Consider the following 23,413-nt stretch of genomic DNA (forward strand, 5'->3'; position numbering starts at 1 on the left):
CTTAATTCGTTTGATTAGCGTCAGCAAGCCGTTGCTGCCAACATTTAAAGCGAGGGCGTACTTATATTTGTGCCGCTGCCTCTCAGTGCGGCTGTCGGGGGCTTCCCGATCGCTATTCGGCACTTAAGCCGTTAAATAGTTCACCCTTCAAGTTGTCTCTGCGCTAGCGGCGTTCTCTTGCTGCCTTGATTCAACTCGAATGATTTTGTCTGCTTCAGTTATTTCTTCGCCAGTTCCTGGTTTAATGTCCAGAGTTCCCGGCGTTCTTCGTTGCTTAAACCGTGTGTGCGCTCGCGGGCAATTAGCTCTTCCTGGCGCAGCTCAAGCATCGAATCAAACATATGGTTGAGTGAGTCGGTGAAGGTTTTTTCAGCAATATCCTTATCTGCTATATCGTCCCACATCGACAGTTTTTCAAGGGTGGCCGCATCATTTGTGCCACGATAGTGTTCTAAAAGCTGTCCGGTAGTCAGGCCGGGCTGGGACAAACACGTGTTGACCAGTTCGGCAAATAAACCAAGTCCGGGCAGTTTATTCTGATCCAGACCGCTTAACGGCGGCACCAGCGGCGCCAGTTCCGGATTTTGCACCAACAGTCCTATCAGTATACGCATGGTCGTGCGTTTTAGCTGCGGAGCGGGTCGGGAAGCCCCACTTTCAGACAATTTTGGCATCAATCGTTCAAGTTGGCTGTCATCCAGAATGCCAAGCTTGTTTCCCAATTCCTGGCGCAGATAAATGCGCAGCGTTTCACCCGGTACCTGTGTGATGAGCGGCAGCGCCAGCGTACTCAACTGCGCACGCCCGTCTGGAGTGCTCAGGTCCACCTGTGGCAGCAGGCTATTAAACAAAAACGCGGAGAGCGGCAGGGCCTGCTCCATCCGGGCTTCGAATGCCTCTTTCCCCTCTTTCCGCACCAGCGTATCGGGGTCTTCGCCATCAGGTAAAAACATAAAGCGTAGCTGACGACCATCTGTCATGTACGGCAAAGCGGTTTCCAGCGCGCGCCAGGCGGCGTCTCGTCCTGCCCGGTCACCGTCATAACAGCATATGACGTTATTCGTGGCGCGGAACAGGAGCTGGATATGATCGGCGGTGGTTGAAGTACCCAGCGAAGCTACGGCATAGTTAATGCCATACTGCGCCAGCGCCACCACATCCATATAGCCTTCCACTACTAACAGACGTTGCGGATCGGCGTTTTCCTGCTGCGCTTCATAAAGGCCATACAGCTGGCGGCCCTTATGGAAAATATCGGTTTCCGGGGAGTTAAGGTACTTCGGCAGGGCATCACCCAGCACACGACCACCAAAACCTATCACCCGGCCACGCTTGTCGCGGATGGGGAACATCACCCGTTCGCGGAAGCGATCGTAACTGCGTCCCTGATCGTTGGTGACCAACATGCCCGCATCCACCAGTGACTGGCGATTTTCGCTATTGCCGCCAAACCGTTTCAGGACGTTGTCCCAACCGGGAGGCGCAAAGCCAATAGCAAAACGCGCGATCACTTCACTACTGAGTCCTCGCTTTTCCAGATACTGGCGCGCAGGGGTAGCGGCGGGTTGCATCAGAGATTGCTGATAAAATGTGTTCAGGCCATCCATCAGTTGATAAAGGCTTTGCCGTTGATGGCGCTCTATCTGGCTGGGACCTGTGCCTGCTTCAAACGGGACGTCAAGATTATGCATGGCCGCCAGTTCTTCGACGGTTTCCACGAACTCGAGCTTGTCGTAGTTCATCAGGAAGTCGATGACGTTGCCGTGCGCGCCGCATCCGAAGCAGTGATAAAACTGTTTTTCACCGTTTACGGTGAAAGAGGGGGTTTTTTCGTTATGGAACGGACAGCACGCATGATAATTCTTGCCCTGCTTTTTCAGCTTTACCCGCGCGTCGATGAGATCGACGATGTCGGTTCGTGCCAGCAGGTCATTGATAAATACGCGTGGGATTCGTCCAGCCATATGCCCCGTTTATTTTTTATGACTCATATACACAAAATCATTCAGGTTGCATCAAGGCGGCAAAAGAGCGAATCCTCAGGAACGTACATCAGTACGTGACTGGGGTGAGCGAGCGCAGAGGCAGCTTGAATGATGACGTATATAAACGAAAATAAGCCGCGCATTCCTTTCGGAAGCACGGCCTTACAACTACAACTCGGTCTGAATCGAGAGCCTCAGCCCCCGACAGAGATTAGTACAGACGAGTGCGGCGTGCGTTTTCGCGAGCCAGTTTCTTCGCGTGACGTTTCACAGCAGAAGCTTTAGCGCGTTTACGTTCGGTAGTCGGTTTTTCATAGAACTCACGACGACGAACTTCCGCCAGAACGCCTGCTTTCTCGCAGGAACGCTTGAAGCGACGCAGTGCTACGTCGAACGGCTCGTTTTCACGTACTTTAATTACCGGCATGTAACTCTCACCTTTAATAAATTCGGTTTGCCGCTGGCATCAGCGCCAGCTTATTTCAAAATGGTGCGGAATTTTACTGCAATTGCTGCTGCTTTGTAAAGCACCGATGCGATTTTGAAAGGGACTTTTATAAGGGGGGAGAGTATACACGAAATCGGGAGTGAGGGTATACATCTACCCGCATTCGACCTACACTGCGCGGTATTAAAGTGAGGTAGAAACAAGTCATGCGTGTACTGGGAATTGAAACATCCTGCGATGAAACCGGCATCGCCATTTACGACGACGAAAAAGGTCTGTTAGCCAACCAATTGTATAGTCAGGTGAAATTACATGCTGACTACGGCGGGGTCGTACCTGAACTGGCCTCCCGCGATCATGTCCGCAAAACGGTGCCGTTGATCCAGGCGGCGCTGAAAGAGGCGGGACTGAGTGCAAAAGAGATTGATGCGGTGGCGTATACCGCAGGGCCGGGTCTGGTTGGCGCGCTGCTGGTCGGTGCAACCGTCGGTCGTTCTCTGGCGTTTGCGTGGAATGTGCCCGCTATCCCCGTACACCACATGGAAGGACATCTGCTGGCGCCAATGCTGGAAGATAACCCGCCGGAATTCCCCTTCGTGGCGCTGTTGGTGTCGGGGGGACATACCCAGCTTATCAGCGTGACTGGTGTCGGACAGTATGAACTGTTGGGTGAGTCGATTGATGATGCCGCCGGTGAAGCGTTCGATAAAACCGCCAAACTGCTGGGGCTTGACTATCCAGGCGGCCCGATGCTGTCGAAAATGGCGTCACAGGGCACCGCTGGACGTTTTGTTTTCCCACGGCCCATGACCGATCGCCCGGGGCTGGATTTCAGCTTCTCCGGGCTGAAAACCTTTGCGGCGAATACTATCCGCAATAACGGCGGCGATGATCAAACCCGTGCTGATATCGCCCGGGCGTTTGAAGACGCGGTGGTGGATACGCTGATGATCAAGTGTAAACGTGCGCTGGATCAGACCGGCTTTAAGCGTCTGGTGATGGCAGGCGGCGTCAGCGCCAACCGCACGCTGCGCGCGAAGCTGGCGGAGATGATGCAAAAACGTCGTGGTGAGGTGTTTTATGCCCGTCCGGAATTTTGCACCGATAACGGGGCGATGATTGCCTATGCCGGTATGGTGCGCTTTAAAGCGGGCGCCACGGCGGATCTCGGCGTGACCGTGCGTCCACGCTGGCCGTTGGCGGAACTGCCAGCAGCTTAAGTAGGGTTTGTCCTGCCCGGTGGCGCTACGCTTACCGGGCCTACGAATCTATTCTCTGCATTTACCGGATCGACAAGACCGCAGGCCGGGTCAGGCGAAGCCGCCACTCAGCAATACACCGCACTACATCCGCAACATTCCTCTGTCTTCCAGAAACGCAATAATCGTCGCCAGACCGTCACCCGATTTCAAATTGGTAAATGTCCACGGGCGCTCGCCGCGCATGCGCAACGTATCGCGCTCCATCACCTCCAGCGACGCGCCGACATAGGGGGCGAGATCGGTTTTGTTGATCACCAGGAAATCCGATTTGGTGATCCCTGGTCCGCCCTTGCGCGGGATCTTTTCCCCTTCGGCGACGTCGATCACATAGATCGTCAGATCCGCCAGCTCCGGGCTGAAGGTAGCACTCAGGTTGTCGCCGCCGCTCTCGACAAAAATCAAATCCAGATTGCCAAATTTTTCGCTTAATGCTTCCACCGCGGCCAGATTCATCGAGGCGTCTTCGCGGATGGCGGTGTGCGGACAGCCGCCGGTTTCTACACCGACAATACGTTCCGGCGCCAGTGCGCCCGCTTCGGTGAGAATCCGCTGATCCTCTTTGGTGTAGATATCGTTGGTGACCACCGCCAGTTGCCAGCGATCGCGCATTGCTTTGCATAACGCTTCCAGCAGGGCGGTTTTACCGGAACCGACCGGGCCGCCTACGCCAACGCGCAGGGGATGTTTGTACTCACTCATTGTCTCTCCTCAGGAGCGAAATAAACGGCAATATTGGGTTTCATGGCGTGCAGAGGCGATGGCCGCCAGCGGCGTGGCGGAACCCAGACGGTCGTCCGGACACGCCAGCGCTTGCGCCATGCCTTTGGCGTATTGCGCGCAAAGTGAAATAATCAGCCGTTGCGCGGCCTGTTGGCCAAACGGCACCAGCTTGACGCCGGCCATCACGGCGCTCTCGATCCAGCTGTAGCCGAGCGTTAACGCCAGGTCATGCAGCGGAATGCGCCACTGCACGCCGAGCCAGGCCATACCGCAGAGCTGACTGTCGGCAAAATGTGCGCGCCATTGCTGCGGGCACTCTGGCTGCCAGTCGACCACCAGTCGGGTGAACGCGACACCCCGGCTACGTTCTTCTTCCCGCAGTTCGCGGGTTTCCCTGCAGGCCAGCAGATACGCGGTCCAGCGGCGTGCGGCGTCAATATCATCCTGCTCACAGGCGTGATACAGACGGGCAAACAGCGGCAGGTCGACGGTGAAAACGTTATTTTCCATCTGTCGGGTTTGCCAGCATTCGAAGGTGTCCACGCTGTTCACCCAGCCGGTTTCAACCGCCCACTCCAGCCCCTGGGACCAGGTAAACGAGCCCACCGGCAGGCTGCTGCTGGCGAGTTGCAGCAAACGCAACTGCTGTTGTGCGTCACGCATCAGTGCGCATGGCTGTGGTGATGGCCGTGGGATTCACCGGCATACGCCCCGGCCTCGGGCTCAAACGGCAGATGGGCAAAGGTCACCTCTAACCTGAACTGGCGCAGCATGGTGTCCAGAACGTGATCGTGGTGATAGCGCAGTTCGTCCGGCAAAATTTGCAATGGGACGTGACGGTTGCCGAGGTGGTAGCAGGCTTTCGCAAGCAGGAACGGATCGGTGCAACGCACCACCGATACCGCTTCGCTGGCAGCGATAATTTCTACCACCTCCGTGCCATCTTCAGTGCTCAGGCAATCACCGCCGCGCAGCAGCAAGCCTCGGGGCAGCATCAGCCCCGCCTCACGCCCGTCATTGAGCTGTACTTTCGCCCGGCTCTTCACGCGGATATCAATCGGCAGCGTCAGCGTGGCGGTGATGTGCGCTGGGGTGTCAACGCGTTGCGTCAATAACAGCATCTCGGCTCCTCAAAATAAAAAGTAACGTTGCGCCATCGGCAGAACGTCAGCGGGGTCGCTGGTAATGAGTTCGCCGTCGATGCGGACCTCGTAGGTCTGGGCATCCACGGTGATAGTCGGTTGCAGGCTGTTGTGGATCATGTCGGCTTTTTTCACCGTCCGGCAGCCTTTCACCACGGCGGTTTGGCTTTGCAAATTGAGCTGCTGTGCGACACCGTTTTCCACCGCCGCCTGCGACAGAAAAGTCAACCGGGAATGATGACGCGCCGCGCCGAGCGCGCCAAACATCATGCGGTAATGCACCGGTTGCGGCGTGGGGATGGAAGCATTGATGTCCCCCATTGGTGCGCAGGCGATCATGCCGCCTTTCACGATCGTTGCAGGCTTTACGCCGAAAAAGGCCGGTGACCAGAGCACCAGATCCGCCAGCTTTCCGGCTTCAATGGAGCCGACTTCGTGAGCGATACCGTGGGTCAGTGCCGGGTTAATGGTGTACTTGGCGATATAGCGCTTCACGCGCAGATTATCGTTCTCCCCCGTCTCCTCGGCCAAGGGACCGCGCTGAACCTTCATCCGGTGCGCCACCTGCCAGGTGCGCAGGATCACTTCTCCCACGCGCCCCATCGCCTGTGAATCCGATGAGGTCAGAGAAAACGCGCCAATATCGTGTAACACATCTTCGGCGGCGATGGTCTCCCGACGGATCCGTGATTCGGCAAAGGCCACGTCTTCGGCAATATCCGGATCGAGATGGTGGCAAACCATCAGCATGTCGAGGTGTTCATCAATGGTATTGACGGTATAGGGCAGCGTCGGGTTAGTGGAGGAGGGCAGGATATTCGGATGCGCGCAGGCGGTGATGATATCTGGCGCATGCCCGCCGCCGGCCCCTTCGGTGTGAAAGGTGTGGATGGTACGATCGCCAATCGCCGCCAGCGTATCTTCGACAAAGCCTGACTCGTTCAGAGTATCGCTGTGCAGCGCCACCTGAATGTCCATCTCATCGGCCACGGTTAGCGCACAGTCGATAGCCGCAGGCGTCGAGCCCCAGTCTTCGTGAATTTTCAGGCCGATGGCACCGGCGGCAACCTGCTCGCGCAGTGCATCGGGGTGGGAGCCATTGCCTTTGCCCAGCAGACCGATATTGACGGGCAGCGTATCCGCCGCCTGTAGCATCCGGGCGATGTACCACGGCCCCGGCGTACAGGTGGTGGCGTTGGTGCCAGCTGCCGGTCCGGTACCGCCGCCAATCATTGTCGTCACGCCGGAGACCAGCGCCTCTTCCGCCTGTTGCGGGCAGATCCAGTGAATATGGGTATCCACGCCGCCTGCGGTCACGATCTTGCCTTCACCGGCAATCGCTTCGGTGGCGACGCCGATCGGGATCGTTACGTCAGGCTGAATATCCGGATTCCCGGCTTTGCCGATGGCAAAGATCCTGCCGTCTTTAATGCCGATATCCGCTTTGACGATCCCCCAGTGATCGACGATCAGCGCGTTGGTGATCACCAGGTCCACGCATTCCTGAGACGGCATCTGTCCCTGGCCCATGCCATCGCGGATCACTTTGCCGCCGCCGAATTTCACTTCTTCGCCATAGGTGGTGAGGTCGTTTTCCACTTCGATCCACAGATCCGTGTCCGCCAGACGCACTTTATCGCCGGTGGTCGGGCCGAACATGTCGGCGTAAGCCTGCCGGGAAATCTCAGCCATGCTTCACCTCCAGCGCACCCATGACGTCGCCGCGAAAGCCAACAATACGCTGTGCGCCCGCCACTCGAACCAGTTCGACTTCTCGCTTTTGGCCCGGTTCAAAACGTACCGCCGTTCCCGCCGGAATATTCAGCCGAAAACCCAGCGCGGATTCGCGGGAAAAGCGGAGCGCCGGGTTGACCTCGTAAAAGTGGTAGTGCGATCCCACCTGAATAGGGCGATCGCCATGGTTTTCTATCACGATCGTGCGCGTTTCGCGCCCTGCGTTGATCGCAATGTTTCCCGCTGCGATCCGGTATTCGCCTGGAATCATGGGTTCTCCTTAGACGATCGGGCTGTGAACGGTGACCAGCTTCGAACCGTCTGGAAAGGTCGCTTCCACCTGGATGTCCGGGATCATTTCCGGAACGCCTTCCATCACCTGCTCACGGTTCAGAACGTGGCGGCCATCTTCCATCAACGAGGCGACGCTTTTACCGTCGCGCGCGCCTTCCATGATGAATGCGCTGATGAGCGCCACCGATTCCGGGTAGTTCAGTTTCAGACCCCGCGCCAGTCGGCGTTCTGCGACCAGCGCGGCGGTAAAGAGCAACAGTTTGTCTTTTTCTCTGGGGGTCAGTTCCATAAGCGTCTCTCAGGTTTGCCAGATGCGCGGCAGGTGCGGTGGTTTTTGGGTTAACAGCGGGCGTAAAAACTGCCAGATTTCGCGCATGACGCGCTGAACAATCAGGTTGTCGTCAGCCAGAAAACGAACCGTCAGCAGTGAGTCGACGAGCGTTGCCCCGGCATAATCACCGAGCGGAGCAAGACGTTCCCGCGCACCGTCGAGCATCTGTTCCGTAGCCGGATAGCAGAGCAGGGTACCGCACCACGGCTGGCTGGCGATGGCCGAGAGATCCCCATCCCTCAGCGTCAGGCGTTCAATGAGCAGCGGCTGCCCGTCGCGCCAGATCTCCAGACGGTTATGCAGCGTGCCGTGGCTGAACGTTTCTTGCATAACCGGTCGCCCGAGGCAGAGCAGATCCCAGCCCAGCAGGTGGCTTTCAGCGGTGAGATGAAATACGGAGCGGAGGCTGGCGTTAGCGCCGGGGAACAGGATCGTATCCTGCGGCAGCCATTCCAGCGTCGCGTTTGGGGCCAGCGTGAACGTCTGATGCAGGCACGCCTGTGGGCCTGCGCTACGATAAAACTTACCCGCGCCGGGCATGGTGATTAATACGTGACTGTTTTCGTCCAGCGTGACGGAAATGTGCAGCTCATCACCGCCGACAATTCCGCCGGGCGGGTGGAGTAAATAGAGGTGGCAAACATCGTCTTGCGGATAAAATGGCCGTTGAACCGTCAGGGGACCGACGTGGCGTGCGTGCGTGAGCACCGTTTTGTGCGCGGTATGGCTAAACCGCAGGTCGAGTTCGGCCTGCCAGCCCCGTGTCGGTGTCTTGTGCGCAAGGGTTTCCAGAGCGTTTCCCTTCTCAGCGTGAGGGTGTGTGCATAGCAAAAAGTATGCCTCAGCGCGGCGGGAAAACGGTCATATGAGACGCTTATGGAAAAAAGGGGCGACAGCCCTGCCGCCCCAACGGGGTTAAAGCAAAACGAGAGGCATCCAGATAAGCCCGGTCGCCAGCAGCAGCACCAGGAAAATCAGACCGAAAATTGCCCCCAGCCGCCAGTAATCCACGGTCGGCAGATAACCGCTGCCATAGTAGATAGGGCTTGGTCCGGTCGCATACGGAGTGAGAATGCTGCCCAGACCAATAGCCGCACCGACCATCAGGCAGAAGACCGGTAAGGGAATTTCCGGCATCGCCAGCGCGGCGGCGATCATCATCGGTGCCAGCGCGGACGTATACGCCGTGGCGCTGGCAAAGAAGTAACGCAACAGCCAGAACACCACAATCAGCGCGATCATCACCATCACCGGTGAGTAGCCGCTCAATCCGCTGGCCAGCAGTTTGCCAAACCAGGTGATAAAGCCGGTGTTGTTCAGTCCGGTTGCGAGGGTGATAAGCGAGGCCAGCCAGAAGAAGACGTTCCACGCCGATTTATTACTGACGATGTCATCCCAGGAGATGATGCGCAGCACCAGCATCAGGGCAACGACGCTGTAACCGACCATCGCGGCATCGATGTAGTCCCCACCGAAGATCCACAGCACCAGGGCGCCTACCATCAGCACCAGCATCTTTTTCTCACGTGAGCAGAGCGGCCCCATCTCTTTGAGTTCCGATTCCGCCCAGCGTGGCACCTGATCGCCCGACTTCAGCACGGGCGGATATAGCACATAGGCGAGCCACGGCACCAACAGAACCAGCAGAATGCTCAGCGGCAGCATGCCTAAGAACCAGTCGCCCCAGCTCAGCGCCGTATGGGACGCGGTCTTCATCAGACCAATTAGCAGCAGGTTCGGTGCCATCGCCGTCAGGAAAATGGCGCTGGTCACGCAGTCGGCGGTGATCCCCATCCACATAATATAAGAACCAATGGAACGGGCGCTGGGATCGTTGGGTTTTGAGTTATAGAGCGGCGGCAGGTTGCGGATAATGGGGTAGATGATCCCTGCGCCGCGTGCGGAGTTAGACGGTGTAACGGGAGCAAGAATCAGCTCGGAGAACATCACCGCGTAGCCGAGAAACAGCGTGCGGTGCCCCATTTTTTTCACTAGCATCAGCGCGATACGCCGCCCGAGGCCGGTTTTTTCATAGCCGGTGCCAAACATGAAGGCGGCGAAAATCAACCAGATCACCGAGTTAGAAAAACCAGAAACTGCCCACGACAGCGCTTTGGACGTAAATTTGAATCCGTCCTGGGCGAGTTGTTCGGGGCTGAACAAAAGCCACGGCGAGAGAACCGCGATAATTGATATCCCAATCATCGCCACGACTGCGCCGGGTACCGGTTCCAGAATGAGTCCCACGATAACCCCGGTAAAGACCGCAAAGTAGAGCCAGGTGTGGCTCTCAAGACCGGTGGGGACGGGCAAAACAGCAATAATGGCGATGACCACCAGCGGAGCCAGATATCGCCACCAACCAGATAAAGGTGCCATTGTCGTATCCCTGCGAAAGAGGGAGAGGCCGAGGCCTCTCCGGAAGGGTTATTTGATGTAATGCACGTGTTCGCAGATTTCGTCGACGATGGGACCGCGACGTTCGGCGAACTGTTTTTTGTTTTCGGCGATCAGGTTGTTGCCGTGGGTGTCGATAGAGACAATCAGCGGACCGAACTCTTTCACCCGGCAAACCCACAGCGATTCCGGCATACCGAGCTCCATCCAGTGCACTTCTTCGATCTCTTCCACCTGGGTGGCTGCCAGCACCGCGCAGCCTGCCGGGAAGATTACGTGTAGCGCCTTGAACTTCTGGCAACCTTCTTCCGTTAGCGGTCCCATGCCGCCTTTACCCACCACCAGTTTGACACCCGTCTGCTCAATGAACTCTTTTTCAAAGGCTTCCATGCGCATGCTGGTGGTGGGGCCGACGGAGACCATCTCCCATTTTTCACCGTTCTTACGCACGATCGGTCCGGCATGGAAAATCGCTTTACCGTTGAGGTCGTAGGGGATCGGGCGCTTAAGTTCGATCAAGCGGCGGTGGCAGACGTCGCGGCATGTCACCAGCGTACCGGTCAGATAGATCACATCGCCAACGCGGATGTCTTCCAGGTCTTCGGCTTTGATCGGGGTTGTGAGGATCTTTTTCATAACGCGCTCCGGGTGTGAGACAGGTTTTCGAAGGAGAGGTCAGAATGGACCAGCAGCGTACCGCGACGGTGCGCCCAGCAGCCGGTAGAGACAGCGACGCCAATGGTCGACGGGTGACGCGCGGCGGATTCAATATGCACGCCCATCACCGAACTGTTGCCGGTGAGCCCCTGCGGGCCAATGCCCAGCCGGTTCAACCCTTCTTCCAGACGCAATTCAAGCTCTGCCGCTTTGGGGTTCGGATGGCGGGTGCCGATCGGACGCAGTACCGCTTTACGGGACAGCACGGCGGCGGTTTCAACAGAGGTGGCGATCCCCACGCCGACCAGCACCGGCGGGCAGGCGTTGACGGCCAGCGTCGAGATGTTTTCAAAGACGAACTTCACCACGCCTTCGTAGCCTTCGGAAGGCATCAGCACTTTGGAGCGGCCCGGCAACGTGCAGCCGCCGCCGGCCATGTAAACTTCAATTTCCGCGTCTTCGCCATCAGGGACAATGTCCCATGTCACCCACGGTACGCCGCTACCGGTGTTTTTACCGGTATTCACTTCGTCAAAAATTTCTACCGCGTTGTGGCGCAGCGGCGCTTTCACCGTGGCGTCTTCCACCGCTTGCTTGAGAATGCTTTGCAACTCACCCAATAGCGGGAAACGGGAGCCGACCTTCACGAAGAACATGATCTCACCGGTGTCCTGGCAGGCCGGACGGTTAAGATCGATAGCCTTCTGCATGTTGTCGAACATCGTGTGGTAGATGATTTGCCCCATCTTTGAGGTTTCGGCATCCCGTAGCTGTTTTAATTTGTCCACCACATCGTCGGGCATGCGCGTGGAAATCATGGCGGTAAAATTGGCGACTATTTCCGTCAGCGTACTAACCGCATTTTGATTATTTTGATTGCTCATCATGTCAACTCCAGTTCTTTTATTTGTCTGGAAATAAATTCTCCCTCACAAACTACCATTGAATGTGTGGTTTTATATTATTTGCCACTGTGTATATGCAATTAACAGTTCGTGAATGATGTTGAAGAAAGATGATGAAAATTGAGCAAAGGCAGAGATTAACCTTAGATTGAGAATTACACTTCAGGTATCAATTATCATGGACACCCCGAAAAATGCTCAAAAACTGGCCCTTAGCCAAAGACCTTCAGGTGCTGGTGGAAATCGTCCATACGGGCAGTTTTAGCGCCGCAGCATGCGCCCTCGGACAAACGCCTGCCTTTGTGACGAAGCGGATCCAGATTCTGGAAACTACGCTCGGCACTACGCTGCTTAACCGCTCGGCGCGCGGGGTGGCGCTGACGGAAAGCGGTCAGCGTTGTTATGAACAGGCACTGGTGATCCTGACGCAATATCAGCGCCTGATTGATGATGTGACGCAAATCAAAACGCGCCCGGAAGGGATGATTCGTATTGGCTGTAGCTTCGGATTTGGCCGCAGTCATATTGCACCTGCGATTACCGAATTGATGCGCAATTATCCTGAGTTACAGGTCCATTTTGAACTCTTCGATCGGCAAATTGATTTGGTTCAGGATAATATCGATCTCGATATTCGTATTAACGATGAGATCCCGGATTATTATATTGCGCATTTGTTAACAAAGAATAAAAGAATATTGTGTGCCTCCCCAGAATATTTACAAAAATATCCTGAACCCAAAACCTTGCAGGAATTAAGTCACCATGATTGCCTGGTGACAAAAGAGCGTGACATGACGCACGGAATATGGGAACTGGGAAATGGCACGACGAAAAAATCGGTCAAAGTGAGCGGGCATCTCTCTTCCAACAGCGGTGAAGTCGTTCTGCAATGGGCGCTGGAAGGCAAAGGCATCATGTTGCGTTCAGAGTGGGATGTGCAGCCGTTTCTGGTAAGCGGCAAACTGGTGCGAGTGTTGCCGGAATATGCGCAGAGCGCCAACATCTGGGCGGTATATCAGGAACCACTGTACCGCAGCGTGAAGCTCAGAGTCTGTGTGGAGTTTCTGGCAGCATGGTGCCAGCAGCGCTTAGGCAAGCCGGACGAGGGCTATCAGGTGCTGTAGGCCGGGCTGGACAACGCCATTTCCGGCCAACTTCACTCGGGATCTTTCTCGCGTCTCTTGCGCAGTTTGGTCCAGATTTTCGTTTCCTGGCGGCGCCACAGGCGCTGGATGTTGTCATGATGGCGCAGCAAAATCAGGCACGACAGCATGGAGACCGGGAAGGTGAACTGCGGTTTGAACCACCAGACATAGAACGGGGCAATCAGCGCGCTGACGATCGCTCCCAGCGATGAATAGCCGCTTAACAGAACGGTGAGCAACCAGGTGCCCGCCATTACGCCGGTGAGATCCCAACCGATAGGCGCGATAGCGCCAAAGGCTGTTGCCACGCCTTTTCCTCCTTTGAAGCCAAAGAAGACTGGCCAGATATGCCCCAGACAGGCGGCGATGGCGATAAGACCCAACCAGAACGGGCTAACGCCCAGCGCATACGCGCCCCAGACGGGCAACATCCCTTTCAGGACGTCGAAAATCAGGACCGCTGCGGCTGCTCCCTTGCCACCGATTCGTAACACATTGGTCGCGCCAGGGTTGCCGGAGCCGCTGCTACGCGGATCGGGCAAGCCAGCAATGCGGCAGACCAGAATGGCACTGGAAATGGAGCCGCAGAGGTACGCGAAGAGGATCATTCCAGGCGCGATTGCACTCATAAGCTGTTCCGTTTTGAAAATGTCGTGTAAAACGCTACTTCTGTGGATAATACGCATATTTCGCCGGAAGTGGTATCCGGGTTAGCCAAAAAGCAGGCAGGTCGTGATGGATATTGTATTTATAGAGCAACTTTCGGTAATCACCACGATTGGTGTTTACGACTGGGAACAGACGATTGAACAGAAGCTGGTGTTCGATATCGAAATGGCATGGGATAACCGAAAATCAGCAAAAAGTGACGATGTCGCCGATTGCCTGAGCTATGCGGATATCGCCGAGACGATTGTTAATCATGTAGAAGGCGGGCGTTTCGCGCTGGTGGAGCGCGTTGCCGAAGAGGTGGCCGAACTGCTGCTGACGCGCTTTAATTCGCCGTGGGTGCGCATCAAACTCAGTAAGCCCGGCGCGGTGGCGCGCGCGGCCAATGTGGGCGTAATCATTGAGCGTAGCAATAATCTGAAAGAAAAATAATTATCTTCATATTTGTTAAACCAAACGGATATAAAAGAGTCCTATACCCGTCATACTTCAGGTTGCATGTGCGTTGGCTGCACGCAAATTATTGAGGGTATGAAGCTGGATCATTTTGCGCTGTAAATTTTTCTACTTAGGGGTTTATTGATGAGCGATATGCACTCGCTGCTGATTGCGGCAATTTTGGGTGTGGTCGAAGGATTGACGGAGTTTTTGCCCGTTTCCAGCACCGGACACATGATCATTGTGGGCCACCTGTTGGGATTTGAGGGTGATACGGCAAAGACGTTTGAAGTGGTGATCCAGTTGGGTTCCATTCTTGCGGTCGTCGTGATGTTCTGGCGGCGTTTGTTTGGTCTGATCGGTATTCACTTTGGTCGTCCGTTGCAGCGCGAAGGGGAAAGTAAAGGCCGCTTAACGCTTCTCCATATTCTGTTGGGGATGATCCCGGCGGTGGTGTTAGGACTGGTCTTCCACGATACGATCAAATCGCTGTTTAACCCGGTTAATGTGATGTATGCGCTGGTGGTGGGCGGTTTACTGTTGATCGCTGCAGAGTGTCTGAAACCGAAAGAACCGCGCGCACCGGGTCTGGATGACATGACTTACCGTCAGGCATTCATGATTGGCTGCTTCCAGTGCCTGGCGTTGTGGCCGGGTTTCTCCCGTTCCGGGGCGACCATTTCCGGCGGGATGCTGATGGGTGTGAGCCGTTATGCCGCGTCTGAATTTTCGTTCCTGCTGGCCGTACCGATGATGATGGGGGCCACCGCATTGGATCTCTACAAAAGCTGGTCGTTTCTGACGGCGGCTGATATCCCCATGTTTGCCGTCGGTTTTGTCACCGCCTTCGTAGTTGCATTGGTTGCCATCAAAACCTTCCTGCAATTGATTAAGCGGATCTCCTTCATACCGTTCGCGATCTATCGTTTTATCGTCGCCGCGGCGGTCTACGTGGTGTTTTTCTGACCGACCTCTCATGCCGGATGAGCGCAGCGCCATCCGGCATTCACACCTTAATTGACCGCCTTCGGGAAGCGAGTCTCTTTCCAGCGGGCAAGCGCCGCAATCCGGCGTCGGGTCAACTCCTCGCGAATCTCAATACCTTTAAATCCGGCCTCGACAACGTCTTTGGTGGGCACCGATTGCGCCACTTTCCACGCTTCCCGCAGCAAACGCCCCTGCGGATAATCCGCGGCTTCAAATCCCGTCCGTCCGCGCACGTCAGCTTCGCTGGTGAGCGCAATTTGCTCCACGCGTTGCGGTTTGCGCCAGGCATCGATTGAATCAAACAGTTTCACGATGGTTTTAGGTTGCAGTATCGGGAAGGTATGGATGAGATCGTGGAACTCCGCCACCAGTTTGGCTAAATCACGGATTTCATTCGGGACGCGCAGGCGCTGGCATAACTGTTCGACCAGTCTGACGCCCGCCGGGCCGTGCCCGTGGTGACGCGGCCAGAGCTCCGGCGGAGTCAGGCCTTTGCCGAGGTCATGACACAGCGTGGCAAAACGCACGTCAACTTCCGGACTGAGCAGCGCCGCCATCGACAACGTCATCAGGGTATGAATCCCGGTATCGATTTCCGGATGCCACTTCGCCGGAGCAGGGACGCCAAACAGCGCATCAACCTCCGGGAACAACACGCGTAGCGCGCCACAGTCGCGTAAGACCTGGAAATAGACCTGCGGGTTACGCGTGGTTAACGCGTTCTCGGTCTCTTTCCACACGCGCTCTGCCGTCAGGTGTTCCAGTTCACCGGCGTGCGTCATTTCGCGCATCAGGGCCATGGTTTCGTCAGCAATGCGGAAGCTCAGATGCGCATAGCGGGCGGCAAAACGTGCCACCCGCAGGACGCGAAGCGGATCTTCATTAAAGGCTGGTGAAACATGGCGCAGCAGGCGTTGCTCCAGATCGCGCCGACCGTGATAGGGATCGACGATCTCACCGTCACCATCTTGCGCCAGGGCATTAATGGTCAGGTCACGGCGCTGGAGATCGTCTTCCAGCGTGACGTCCGGCGCGGCATAACAGGTGAATCCGGTATAGCCCGAGCCAGACTTACGCTCGGTACGCGCCAGGGCATACTCTTCGTGGGTTTGCGGATGGAGAAAAACAGGAAAATCGCGACCTACCTGCTGGTAGCCCGCGTCGAGCATTTGTTGCGGCGTGGCACCAACCACCACCCAATCTTTATCTTTAACCGGTAGCCCTAACAGCGTATCCCGAACCGCACCACCGACCAGATAAATCTTCACGCCACACCACCTCTCCAGGGAAATACAATCCCTTAATCATATGACAGTGTGGCGGAGAAGGCGATTTAGTTCATCCAGCGGTCTTTGCGTTTTCGGCTTGGGATCATGTGCGGCAGGATCAAACCGAGCAGCAGGCCAAGTCCCAGCACGCCGCCGCCATACATAAACCACTGCATGATGATGGTGCGTTGCTTATCATCAAGCTGCAAATTCGCGGCGCTGACCTTCTTCTGCGCCACAATCAGCTCGTTCTTCAGCTTCTGATTCTCTTCTTTCAGCCCATTGATCACGCTGTCGCTCTGCGACACTTTCTGCTGCATGTCAGCCGTGCGTTGATTCCAGGTTGTGTCAATATTGTTGAGCTTATCGGTCAGCGTTTTGACCTGATTTTCCAGATCCGGCACGCGGGTGCGCAGGCTGGGCGTGCTGTTCAGCTCTTTCATCGGGATCCAGGCCGTCCGCCCGGTGCTGTCTTTAACCTGCGCGTAGTTCGTGTTGGCGTCAGTTTGTAACAGTGTGACTTCTTCGCCCGCGTTGACCGTGCCAACGAGGCGATAATTATCCCCCGGACCACTGCGGACCCAGGTGTTCAGTTCATCAGAGACATAGCGCTTTTCTTCGGCGTGAGACACGGCAGTAGCGCTAAGTGCGAGTAACATAAATCCAATCAGGCGTAATTTTGGCATCAGGCTGTCGTTATTGTCATAGAAAGTGGAACGATAGTAGTGGTATCAGTGTCTCTACGCAAAGCATTCAACATCAATCGGAATCATCTGTGTCCGGTTTACCGCTACTTCAAAACTTTTACGCCCGTCAAATTGCTCGTTGCATGGCAATTTGGCGCAAAATACTATCTACTGACAAAAAAGATCACCGTAAGTTCGTCGTGATTCTCTCTTATGTGACATAACCGGTAAGTACAAGGCCATGGCTCAGGAAATTGAATTAAAATTTATCGTTAATCACGACGCCGTGAACGCGCTGCGTGACCATCTGAATACGCTCGGAGGCGAGCATCATGCACCCAGCCCGTTGTTGAATATTTACTACGAGACCGAGGATAAGTGGTTGCGTGGTCACGATATGGGGCTGCGTATTCGTGGGGAGAAAGGTCGCTATGAGATGACCCTAAAAATTGCCGGACGAGTGACCGGCGGTTTACACCAGCGACCGGAATACAATGTTCCCCTGAATGAGCCCACGCTGGATTTAACGCAATTTCCGCCGGAGGTGTGGCCCAACGGTGAGCTGCCTGCCGATCTCCTCTCCCGCGTGCAGCCGCTGTTCAGCACCGATTTTGAACGTGAAAAATGGCTGTTGACCGTGGATGGCAGCCAGATTGAAATCGCCCTCGATTTAGGCGAAGTGAAAGCAGGTGAACTGGCGGAGCCGATTTGCGAGCTGGAGCTTGAACTGCTGAGCGGCGACACCCGGGCGGTTCTGAAGCTGGCGAATCAGCTGGTGAACCAGGCGGGTCTGCGCCAGGGCAGCCTGAGTAAAGCGGCGCGTGGATATCATCTGGCGCAGGGGAATCCTCCACGCGAGATCAAACCGACTGCGGTGCTGAAAGCACCCGCGAAAGCCAGCGTGGAACACGGGCTGGAAGCCGCTCTGGAGCTGGCGCTGGCACAATGGCAGTACCACGAAGAACTCTGGGTTCGCGACAATAAGGCCGCGAAGGCGCATGTGCTGGCCGCGATGGGCCTGGTGCGTCACACCCTGATGCTGTTTGGCGGCATCGTTCCGCGTAAAGCGAGCGCTCACTTACGTGATCTGCTCACCCAGTCGGAAGCGACCATCGCTTCTGCGGTTTCTGCCGTGACGGCGGTGTATACCACCCAAACGGCGATGGCGAAACTGGCGCTGACTGAGTGGCTGGTGACCAAAGCCTGGCAGCCGTTTCTGGATGCAAAGGCGCAGGCCAAAATGGCGGATTCTTTCAAGCGCTTCGCCGATATCCATCTTTCGCGTACCGCCGCTGAGCTGAAAAGCGTTTTTGGACAACCGCTGGGTGACCAGTATCACGATCAGTTGCCGCGTTTACGCCGCGATATCGACACCGTTTTACTGCTGGCGGGGTATTACGATACGCCGGTGGTTCAGGCCTGGCTGGAGAACTGGCAAGGGCTGTATCACGCTATTGCCAACGGCCAACACATTGAAATTGAACATTTCCGCAATGAGGCGAACAACCAGCAACCGTTCTGGTTGCACAGCGGGAAACGATAACCGGAGTGCCTGATGGCGCTGCGCTTATCAGGCCTACGGATCGACATGTTTTGTAGACCGGATAAGGCGTAATGCCCACATCCGGCAACGTTACAAGGAACCTTTTAATGAAGCCGCTTTCGTCACCGTTACAGCAGTACTGGCAAACCATTGCAGAGCAGTTACCTGAATCCGTATCTGGCGTACAAGCGAAGTCAGTACTTACATTCAGTGATTTTGTGCGGGACAGCATCATTGCACATCCTCACTGGCTGACGGAACTGGAAAGCGCGCCGCCGCAGGCAGATGAATGGCAACAGTACGGCGAATGGTTACAGGCGGCGCTGGCAACGGTGAACGATGAAGCGGCGCTGATGCATGAGCTGCGTCTGTTTCGCCGCCGCGTGATGGTGCGCATTGCCTGGGCGCAGGCGCTGTCGCTGGTGGACGATACCGACATTCTGCAACAGTTAAGCCATCTGGCCGAAACGCTGATCGTCAGCGCGCGCGACTGGCTGTACGACGCCTGCTGTCGGGAATGGGGAACGCCGTGCAGTCAGGACGGTATCCCACAGCCGCTGCTGATTTTGGGCATGGGCAAACTGGGCGGCGGTGAGCTGAATTTTTCTTCGGACATCGATCTGATCTTTGCCTGGCCTGAGCACGGCTCTACCCAGGGGGGACGCCGCGAACTCGATAACGCGCAGTTTTTTACACGCATGGGGCAGCGGCTGATCAAGGTTCTGGATCAGCCTACCCAGGATGGTTTTGTCTATCGGGTGGACATGCGGCTGCGTCCGTTTGGCGACAGCGGCCCGCTGGTGCTGAGTTTTGCGGCGCTGGAAGATTATTACCAGGAGCAAGGGCGCGACTGGGAGCGCTACGCGATGGTCAAGGCGCGGATCATGGGCGATACCGACGGTCGTTATGTCGATGAACTGCGCGCCATGCTGCGCCCATTCGTCTTCCGCCGTTATATCGACTTCAGTGTGATCCAGTCGTTGCGCAATATGAAGGGGATGATTGCGCGTGAAGTTCGTCGCCGGGGGCTGAAAGATAACATCAAGCTCGGCGCGGGCGGCATTCGCGAAATCGAATTTATTGTGCAGGTATTTCAGTTGATTCGCGGCGGGCGTGAGCCGTCGCTGCAATCGCGTTCACTGCTGCCGACGTTAAGCGCGATCGCCGCACTGCATTTGCTGCCGGAAAACGATGCCGAACAGTTGCGACTGGCCTACCTCTTCCTGCGTCGACTGGAAAACCTGCTGCAAAGCATTAACGATGAACAGACGCAGACGCTGCCGGGCGATGAACTTAACCGGGCGCGGCTGGCCTGGGGAATGAATGCGGAAAACTGGTCGCAGCTGATGGAAACGCTGGAAGGGCACATGGCGAACGTTCGGCGCGTGTTTAACGAGCTGATAGGCGATGACGAAACTGACACGCAGGAAGATGCGCTCTCGGAACAGTGGCGCGAACTGTGGCAGGATGCCTTGCAGGAAGATGACACGCCGCCGGTGCTGTCGCATCTTACGGATGACGATCGCCTGCGCGTGCTGGCGTTGATTGCCGATTTCCGTAAAGAACTGGATAAACGCACGATAGGCCCGCGCGGTCGCCAGGTGCTCGACCACCTGATGCCGCACCTGCTGAGTGATGTCTGCACGCGCCAGGACGCGTCTCTCCCGCTGTCGCGCATTACGCCGCTGCTGGTGGGAATTGTCACCCGCACCACCTATCTGGAGCTGCTGAGTGAATTCCCCGGCGCACTGAAGCATCTGATTTCGCTCTGCGCAGCGTCGCCGATGGTCGCCAGTCAATTGGCGCGCTATCCGCTGCTGCTCGATGAACTGCTCGATCCGAATACGCTCTATCAGCCGACGGCGACTGACGCGTATCGTGATGAGTTACGCCAGTATTTACTGCGCGTCCCGGAAGATGATGAAGAACAACAGCTGGAAGCCCTGCGGCAGTTCAAGCAAACGCAACTGCTGCGTATTGCCGCCGCGGATATTGCCGGTACGCTGCCGGTGATGAAAGTCAGCGACCACCTGACCTGGCTGGCGGAGGCGATGATTGACGCCGTTGTGCAACAAGCGTGGCTGCAAATGGTGGCGCGCTACGGCCAGCCGACCCATCTTACCGAGCGGGAAGGGCGCGGTTTTGCGGTGGTGGGCTACGGCAAGCTGGGCGGTTGGGAATTGGGCTACAGCTCCGATCTCGATTTGATCTTCCTGCATGACTGCCCCGTTGACGTGATGACCGACGGTGAACGGGAAATTGACGGGCGGCAGTTCTATCTGCGGCTGGCGCAGCGCATTATGCATCTGTTCAGCACCCGCACCTCCTCGGGCATCCTGTATGAAGTGGATGCCCGGTTGCGTCCGTCAGGGGCTGCGGGGATGCTGGTGACTTCCGCAGAGTCCTTTGCGGATTATCAGAAAAATGAGGCCTGGACGTGGGAGCATCAGGCGCTGGTGCGCGCACGAGTGGTTTACGGCGACCCGCAACTGACCTCGCAGTTTGATTCGGTGCGTCGCGATATTATGACGCAGCCTCGCGATGGTAAAACGTTGCAGAACGAGGTGCGCGAAATGCGTGAAAAAATGCGCGCGCATCTGGGCAATAAACATCGCGATCGCTTTGATATTAAAGCTGATGAAGGCGGTATTACGGATATCGAATTTATCACGCAATATCTGGTGCTACGTTATGCCCATGACAAACCCAAACTGACCCGCTGGTCGGATAATGTGCGCATTCTGGAACTGTTAGCGCAAAACGACATTATGGACGAGCAGGAGGCGATGGCGTTGACCCACGCCTACACCACGCTGCGCGATGAGTTACATCACCTTGCCTTACAGGAGCTGCCAGGCCATGTGGCGCAAACGTGTTTTGAGGCGGAACGTACGCTGGTGCGGGCAAGCTGGCAGAAGTGGCTGGTTGAAGAATGAAGTGTGCTATTATCGCGCGCAAATTTTGAATCTCTCAGGAGACAGGAATGAAAGTAACGCTGCCAGAGTTTGAACGTGCAGGAGTCTTGGTTGTCGGTGATGTGATGCTGGATCGCTACTGGTACGGGCCCACCAGCCGTATTTCACCTGAAGCGCCGGTACCGGTGGTGAAAGTCGATACCATCGAAGAACGTCCGGGCGGTGCGGCGAACGTGGCGATGAACATTGCCTCTCTGGGCGCAAATTCGCGCCTGGTCGGACTGACCGGTATTGACGATGCCGCGCGCGCGCTCAGCAAAACGCTGGCGGACGTGAACGTGAAATGCGACTTTGTTTCTGTCCCGACCCATCCTACTATCACCAAACTGCGCGTGCTTTCACGCAACCAGCAACTGATTCGTCTCGACTTCGAAGAAGGTTTTGAAGGTGTGGATCCGCAGCCGCTGCATGAGCGTATCAACCAGGCGCTGAGCTCGATTGGGGCGCTGGTGCTGTCTGACTATGCGAAAGGCGCGCTGGCCAGCGTTCAGCAGATGATCGCGCTGGCGCGTAAAGCCGGAGTGCCGGTGCTGATCGATCCGAAAGGGACTGATTTTGCCCGCTATCGCGGCGCGACGCTACTGACGCCAAACCTCTCTGAGTTCGAAGCGGTGGCAGGAAAATGCAAAAGCGAAGAAGAAATTGTTGAACGTGGCATGAAGCTGATTGCCGATTTCGAGCTTTCCGCGCTACTGGTCACCCGCTCTGAGCAAGGGATGACGCTGCTGCAGCCGGGCAAGGCCCCGCTGCATATGCCGACGCAGGCGCAGGAAGTGTATGACGTGACCGGTGCGGGTGACACGGTTATTGGTGTGCTGGCGGCGACGCTGGCTGCCGGTAATTCGCTGGAAGAAGCCTGCTTCTTTGCCAATGCGGCGGCGGGTGTGGTGGTCGGTAAGCTGGGGACCTCCACTGTGTCGCCTATTGAACTGGAAAACGCGGTACGCGGCCGTGCGGAAACCGGCTTTGGCGTGATGACAGAAGACGAGCTGAAGCAGGCCGTTGCCAGTGCCCGTAAGCGTGGTGAGAAAGTCGTCATGACCAACGGGGTGTTTGACATTCTGCACGCCGGTCACGTCTCCTATCTCGCAAACGCACGTAAGCTGGGCGATCGCTTAATTGTCGCGGTCAACAGCGATGCATCGACGAAACGGCTGAAAGGGGAAACGCGCCCGGTGAATCCGCTCGAACAGCGGATGATCGTGCTGGCCGCGCTGGAAGCCGTTGACTGGGTGGTCTCCTTTGAAGAAGATACGCCGCAGCGCCTGATTGCAGGCGTATTACCGGATCTGTTGGTGAAAGGTGGTGACTATAAGCCAGAAGAGATTGCCGGTAGTGAAGAGGTGTGGGCCAACGGCGGCGAAGTGCTGGTGCTCAACTTTGAAGACGGTTGCTCCACCACCAATATCATCAAAAAAATTCAGAAAGACAGCGATAAATAACCACTGGCGGTGATGTCTGGAAATCGGGCATCACCCGTGTTCCCAAAGTGTGACATCAGGCAACTGATTTGCGCACAATATGTACAAACCTGCTACGCCTCCCGGTAAATACTGGTATCAGAAAAAAGCATATGACCTTAACAGAGATTCACCGACTGGAGGATATGCTAATGAACAACAGTGTTTATTCGATGAACAATTTCGATTTCCTGGCGCGGAGCTTTGCCAGAATGCAGGCTGAAGGTCGCCCTGTTGATATCCAGGCGGTTACCGGCAATATGGATGAAGAGCACCGCAGCTGGTTTTGCAAACGCTACGCGCACTACTGCCAGCAGGCAATGAACGCCAGAAAGTTAGAAGTGGAACATTGATATGTCAACGG

The 23,413-nt window shown here is 56.2% G+C and carries 23 protein-coding genes; 8 read left to right on the plus strand and 15 right to left on the minus strand.

Features of this window, described 5'->3' with window-relative positions:
- Window positions 1–218 precede the first annotated feature (218 nt).
- Window positions 219–1,964, minus strand: coding sequence for a DNA primase (gene dnaG / locus HVZ37_RS03250; RefSeq protein ID WP_042998196.1), 1,746 nt, complete (start codon window positions 1,962–1,964; stop codon window positions 219–221).
- Between the two features lie 232 nt (window positions 1,965–2,196).
- Window positions 2,197–2,412 (minus strand): 30S ribosomal protein S21, encoded by a 216-nt coding sequence (gene rpsU / locus HVZ37_RS03255; protein WP_001144069.1) that lies wholly within the window; start codon window positions 2,410–2,412, stop codon window positions 2,197–2,199.
- A 227-nt stretch (window positions 2,413–2,639) separates the two neighbouring features.
- Between rpsU and tsaD the strand changes: the two genes are divergently transcribed.
- Window positions 2,640–3,653 (plus strand): tRNA (adenosine(37)-N6)-threonylcarbamoyltransferase complex transferase subunit TsaD, encoded by a 1,014-nt coding sequence (gene tsaD, locus HVZ37_RS03260; protein ID WP_042998195.1) that lies wholly within the window; start codon window positions 2,640–2,642, stop codon window positions 3,651–3,653.
- A 123-nt stretch (window positions 3,654–3,776) separates the two neighbouring features.
- On the opposite strand, the gene ureG is transcribed toward tsaD, so the two are convergent.
- From ureG to ttdA, 10 genes are all read right to left on the minus strand, one after another.
- The gene (ureG, locus tag HVZ37_RS03265; protein WP_044255783.1) at window positions 3,777–4,394 is read right to left on the minus strand and encodes an urease accessory protein UreG; all 618 of its coding nucleotides are present in this window, start codon (window positions 4,392–4,394) and stop codon (window positions 3,777–3,779) included.
- Window positions 4,395–4,403: 9 nt separating this feature from the next.
- Window positions 4,404–5,078 carry an urease accessory UreF family protein gene (locus tag HVZ37_RS03270; protein WP_090048976.1) on the minus strand — a complete coding sequence of 225 codons (675 nt, stop codon included), beginning with the start codon at window positions 5,076–5,078 and terminating at the stop codon, window positions 4,404–4,406.
- Complete coding sequence (gene ureE, locus HVZ37_RS03275) at window positions 5,078–5,536, minus strand: urease accessory protein UreE (protein ID WP_042998193.1); 459 nt, start codon at window positions 5,534–5,536, stop codon at window positions 5,078–5,080. Before ureE ends, HVZ37_RS03270 begins: the two co-directional genes overlap by 1 nt.
- A 9-nt stretch (window positions 5,537–5,545) precedes the next feature.
- Window positions 5,546–7,249, minus strand: coding sequence for an urease subunit alpha (gene ureC / locus HVZ37_RS03280; RefSeq protein ID WP_181628106.1), 1,704 nt, complete (start codon window positions 7,247–7,249; stop codon window positions 5,546–5,548).
- Window positions 7,242–7,562 (minus strand): urease subunit beta, encoded by a 321-nt coding sequence (locus tag HVZ37_RS03285; protein WP_044328096.1) that lies wholly within the window; start codon window positions 7,560–7,562, stop codon window positions 7,242–7,244. Before HVZ37_RS03285 ends, ureC begins: the two co-directional genes overlap by 8 nt.
- A gap of 9 nt (window positions 7,563–7,571) precedes the next feature.
- Window positions 7,572–7,874 (minus strand): urease subunit gamma, encoded by a 303-nt coding sequence (locus HVZ37_RS03290; protein ID WP_042998190.1) that lies wholly within the window; start codon window positions 7,872–7,874, stop codon window positions 7,572–7,574.
- A 9-nt stretch (window positions 7,875–7,883) separates the two neighbouring features.
- Window positions 7,884–8,708 carry an urease accessory protein UreD gene (locus HVZ37_RS03295; RefSeq protein ID WP_197028124.1) on the minus strand — a complete coding sequence of 275 codons (825 nt, stop codon included), beginning with the start codon at window positions 8,706–8,708 and terminating at the stop codon, window positions 7,884–7,886.
- 123 nt (window positions 8,709–8,831) lie between these two features.
- Complete coding sequence (locus tag HVZ37_RS03300; RefSeq protein WP_042998189.1) at window positions 8,832–10,295, minus strand: anion permease; 1,464 nt, start codon at window positions 10,293–10,295, stop codon at window positions 8,832–8,834.
- Window positions 10,296–10,343: 48 nt separating this feature from the next.
- Window positions 10,344–10,949, minus strand: a complete 606-nt coding sequence (ttdB, locus tag HVZ37_RS03305) for a L(+)-tartrate dehydratase subunit beta (protein WP_042324302.1) — start codon at window positions 10,947–10,949, stop codon at window positions 10,344–10,346.
- Window positions 10,946–11,857 (minus strand): L(+)-tartrate dehydratase subunit alpha, encoded by a 912-nt coding sequence (gene ttdA, locus HVZ37_RS03310; RefSeq protein ID WP_090048979.1) that lies wholly within the window; start codon window positions 11,855–11,857, stop codon window positions 10,946–10,948. Before ttdA ends, ttdB begins: the two co-directional genes overlap by 4 nt.
- Before the next feature lie 212 nt (window positions 11,858–12,069).
- On the opposite strand from ttdA, the gene HVZ37_RS03315 reads away from it, so the two are divergent.
- Window positions 12,070–13,002 (plus strand): LysR family transcriptional regulator, encoded by a 933-nt coding sequence (locus HVZ37_RS03315; RefSeq protein ID WP_042998188.1) that lies wholly within the window; start codon window positions 12,070–12,072, stop codon window positions 13,000–13,002.
- A gap of 32 nt (window positions 13,003–13,034) precedes the next feature.
- Here HVZ37_RS03315 and plsY read toward each other — a convergent pair whose 3' ends face one another.
- Entirely contained in the window at window positions 13,035–13,652 is a 618-nt protein-coding gene (gene plsY, locus HVZ37_RS03320; RefSeq protein WP_042998187.1) for a glycerol-3-phosphate 1-O-acyltransferase PlsY, read from the minus strand.
- 106 nt (window positions 13,653–13,758) lie between these two features.
- On the opposite strand from plsY, the gene folB reads away from it, so the two are divergent.
- Both folB and bacA read left to right on the plus strand, forming a co-directional pair.
- A complete protein-coding gene (folB, locus tag HVZ37_RS03325; RefSeq protein WP_042998186.1) occupies window positions 13,759–14,124 on the plus strand; it encodes a bifunctional dihydroneopterin aldolase/7,8-dihydroneopterin epimerase in 366 nt (121 codons plus the stop codon).
- A 150-nt stretch (window positions 14,125–14,274) separates the two neighbouring features.
- The gene (gene bacA, locus HVZ37_RS03330; RefSeq protein WP_044255773.1) at window positions 14,275–15,096 is read left to right on the plus strand and encodes an undecaprenyl-diphosphate phosphatase; all 822 of its coding nucleotides are present in this window, start codon (window positions 14,275–14,277) and stop codon (window positions 15,094–15,096) included.
- A 47-nt stretch (window positions 15,097–15,143) separates the two neighbouring features.
- Here bacA and HVZ37_RS03335 read toward each other — a convergent pair whose 3' ends face one another.
- Window positions 15,144–16,385: a multifunctional CCA addition/repair protein gene (locus HVZ37_RS03335; RefSeq protein WP_044265588.1), complete on the minus strand. Its 1,242-nt coding sequence runs from the start codon at window positions 16,383–16,385 to the stop codon at window positions 15,144–15,146.
- Window positions 16,386–16,450: 65 nt separating this feature from the next.
- A complete protein-coding gene (locus HVZ37_RS03340) occupies window positions 16,451–17,071 on the minus strand; it encodes a TIGR04211 family SH3 domain-containing protein (protein ID WP_042998183.1) in 621 nt (206 codons plus the stop codon).
- 241 nt (window positions 17,072–17,312) lie between these two features.
- Here HVZ37_RS03340 and HVZ37_RS03345 point away from each other — a divergent pair, with 241 nt between their 5' ends.
- From HVZ37_RS03345 to glgS, 4 genes are all read left to right on the plus strand, one after another.
- Entirely contained in the window at window positions 17,313–18,614 is a 1,302-nt protein-coding gene (locus HVZ37_RS03345) for an inorganic triphosphatase (protein WP_054177132.1), read from the plus strand.
- Between the two features lie 107 nt (window positions 18,615–18,721).
- A complete protein-coding gene (glnE, locus tag HVZ37_RS03350) occupies window positions 18,722–21,550 on the plus strand; it encodes a bifunctional [glutamate--ammonia ligase]-adenylyl-L-tyrosine phosphorylase/[glutamate--ammonia-ligase] adenylyltransferase (RefSeq protein WP_181628107.1) in 2,829 nt (942 codons plus the stop codon).
- A gap of 47 nt (window positions 21,551–21,597) precedes the next feature.
- On the plus strand, window positions 21,598–23,031 hold the full coding sequence (gene hldE, locus HVZ37_RS03355; protein WP_042998180.1) for a bifunctional D-glycero-beta-D-manno-heptose-7-phosphate kinase/D-glycero-beta-D-manno-heptose 1-phosphate adenylyltransferase HldE: 1,434 nt from the start codon (window positions 21,598–21,600) through the stop codon (window positions 23,029–23,031).
- Between the two features lie 164 nt (window positions 23,032–23,195).
- Window positions 23,196–23,402 (plus strand): cell surface composition regulator GlgS, encoded by a 207-nt coding sequence (glgS, locus tag HVZ37_RS03360; RefSeq protein ID WP_080343280.1) that lies wholly within the window; start codon window positions 23,196–23,198, stop codon window positions 23,400–23,402.
- Window positions 23,403–23,413: the final 11 nt, after the last annotated feature.

This window comes from Citrobacter sp. RHB35-C17 (genome assembly GCF_013816795.1).
Lineage (GTDB): Bacteria > Pseudomonadota > Gammaproteobacteria > Enterobacterales > Enterobacteriaceae > Citrobacter_A > Citrobacter_A amalonaticus.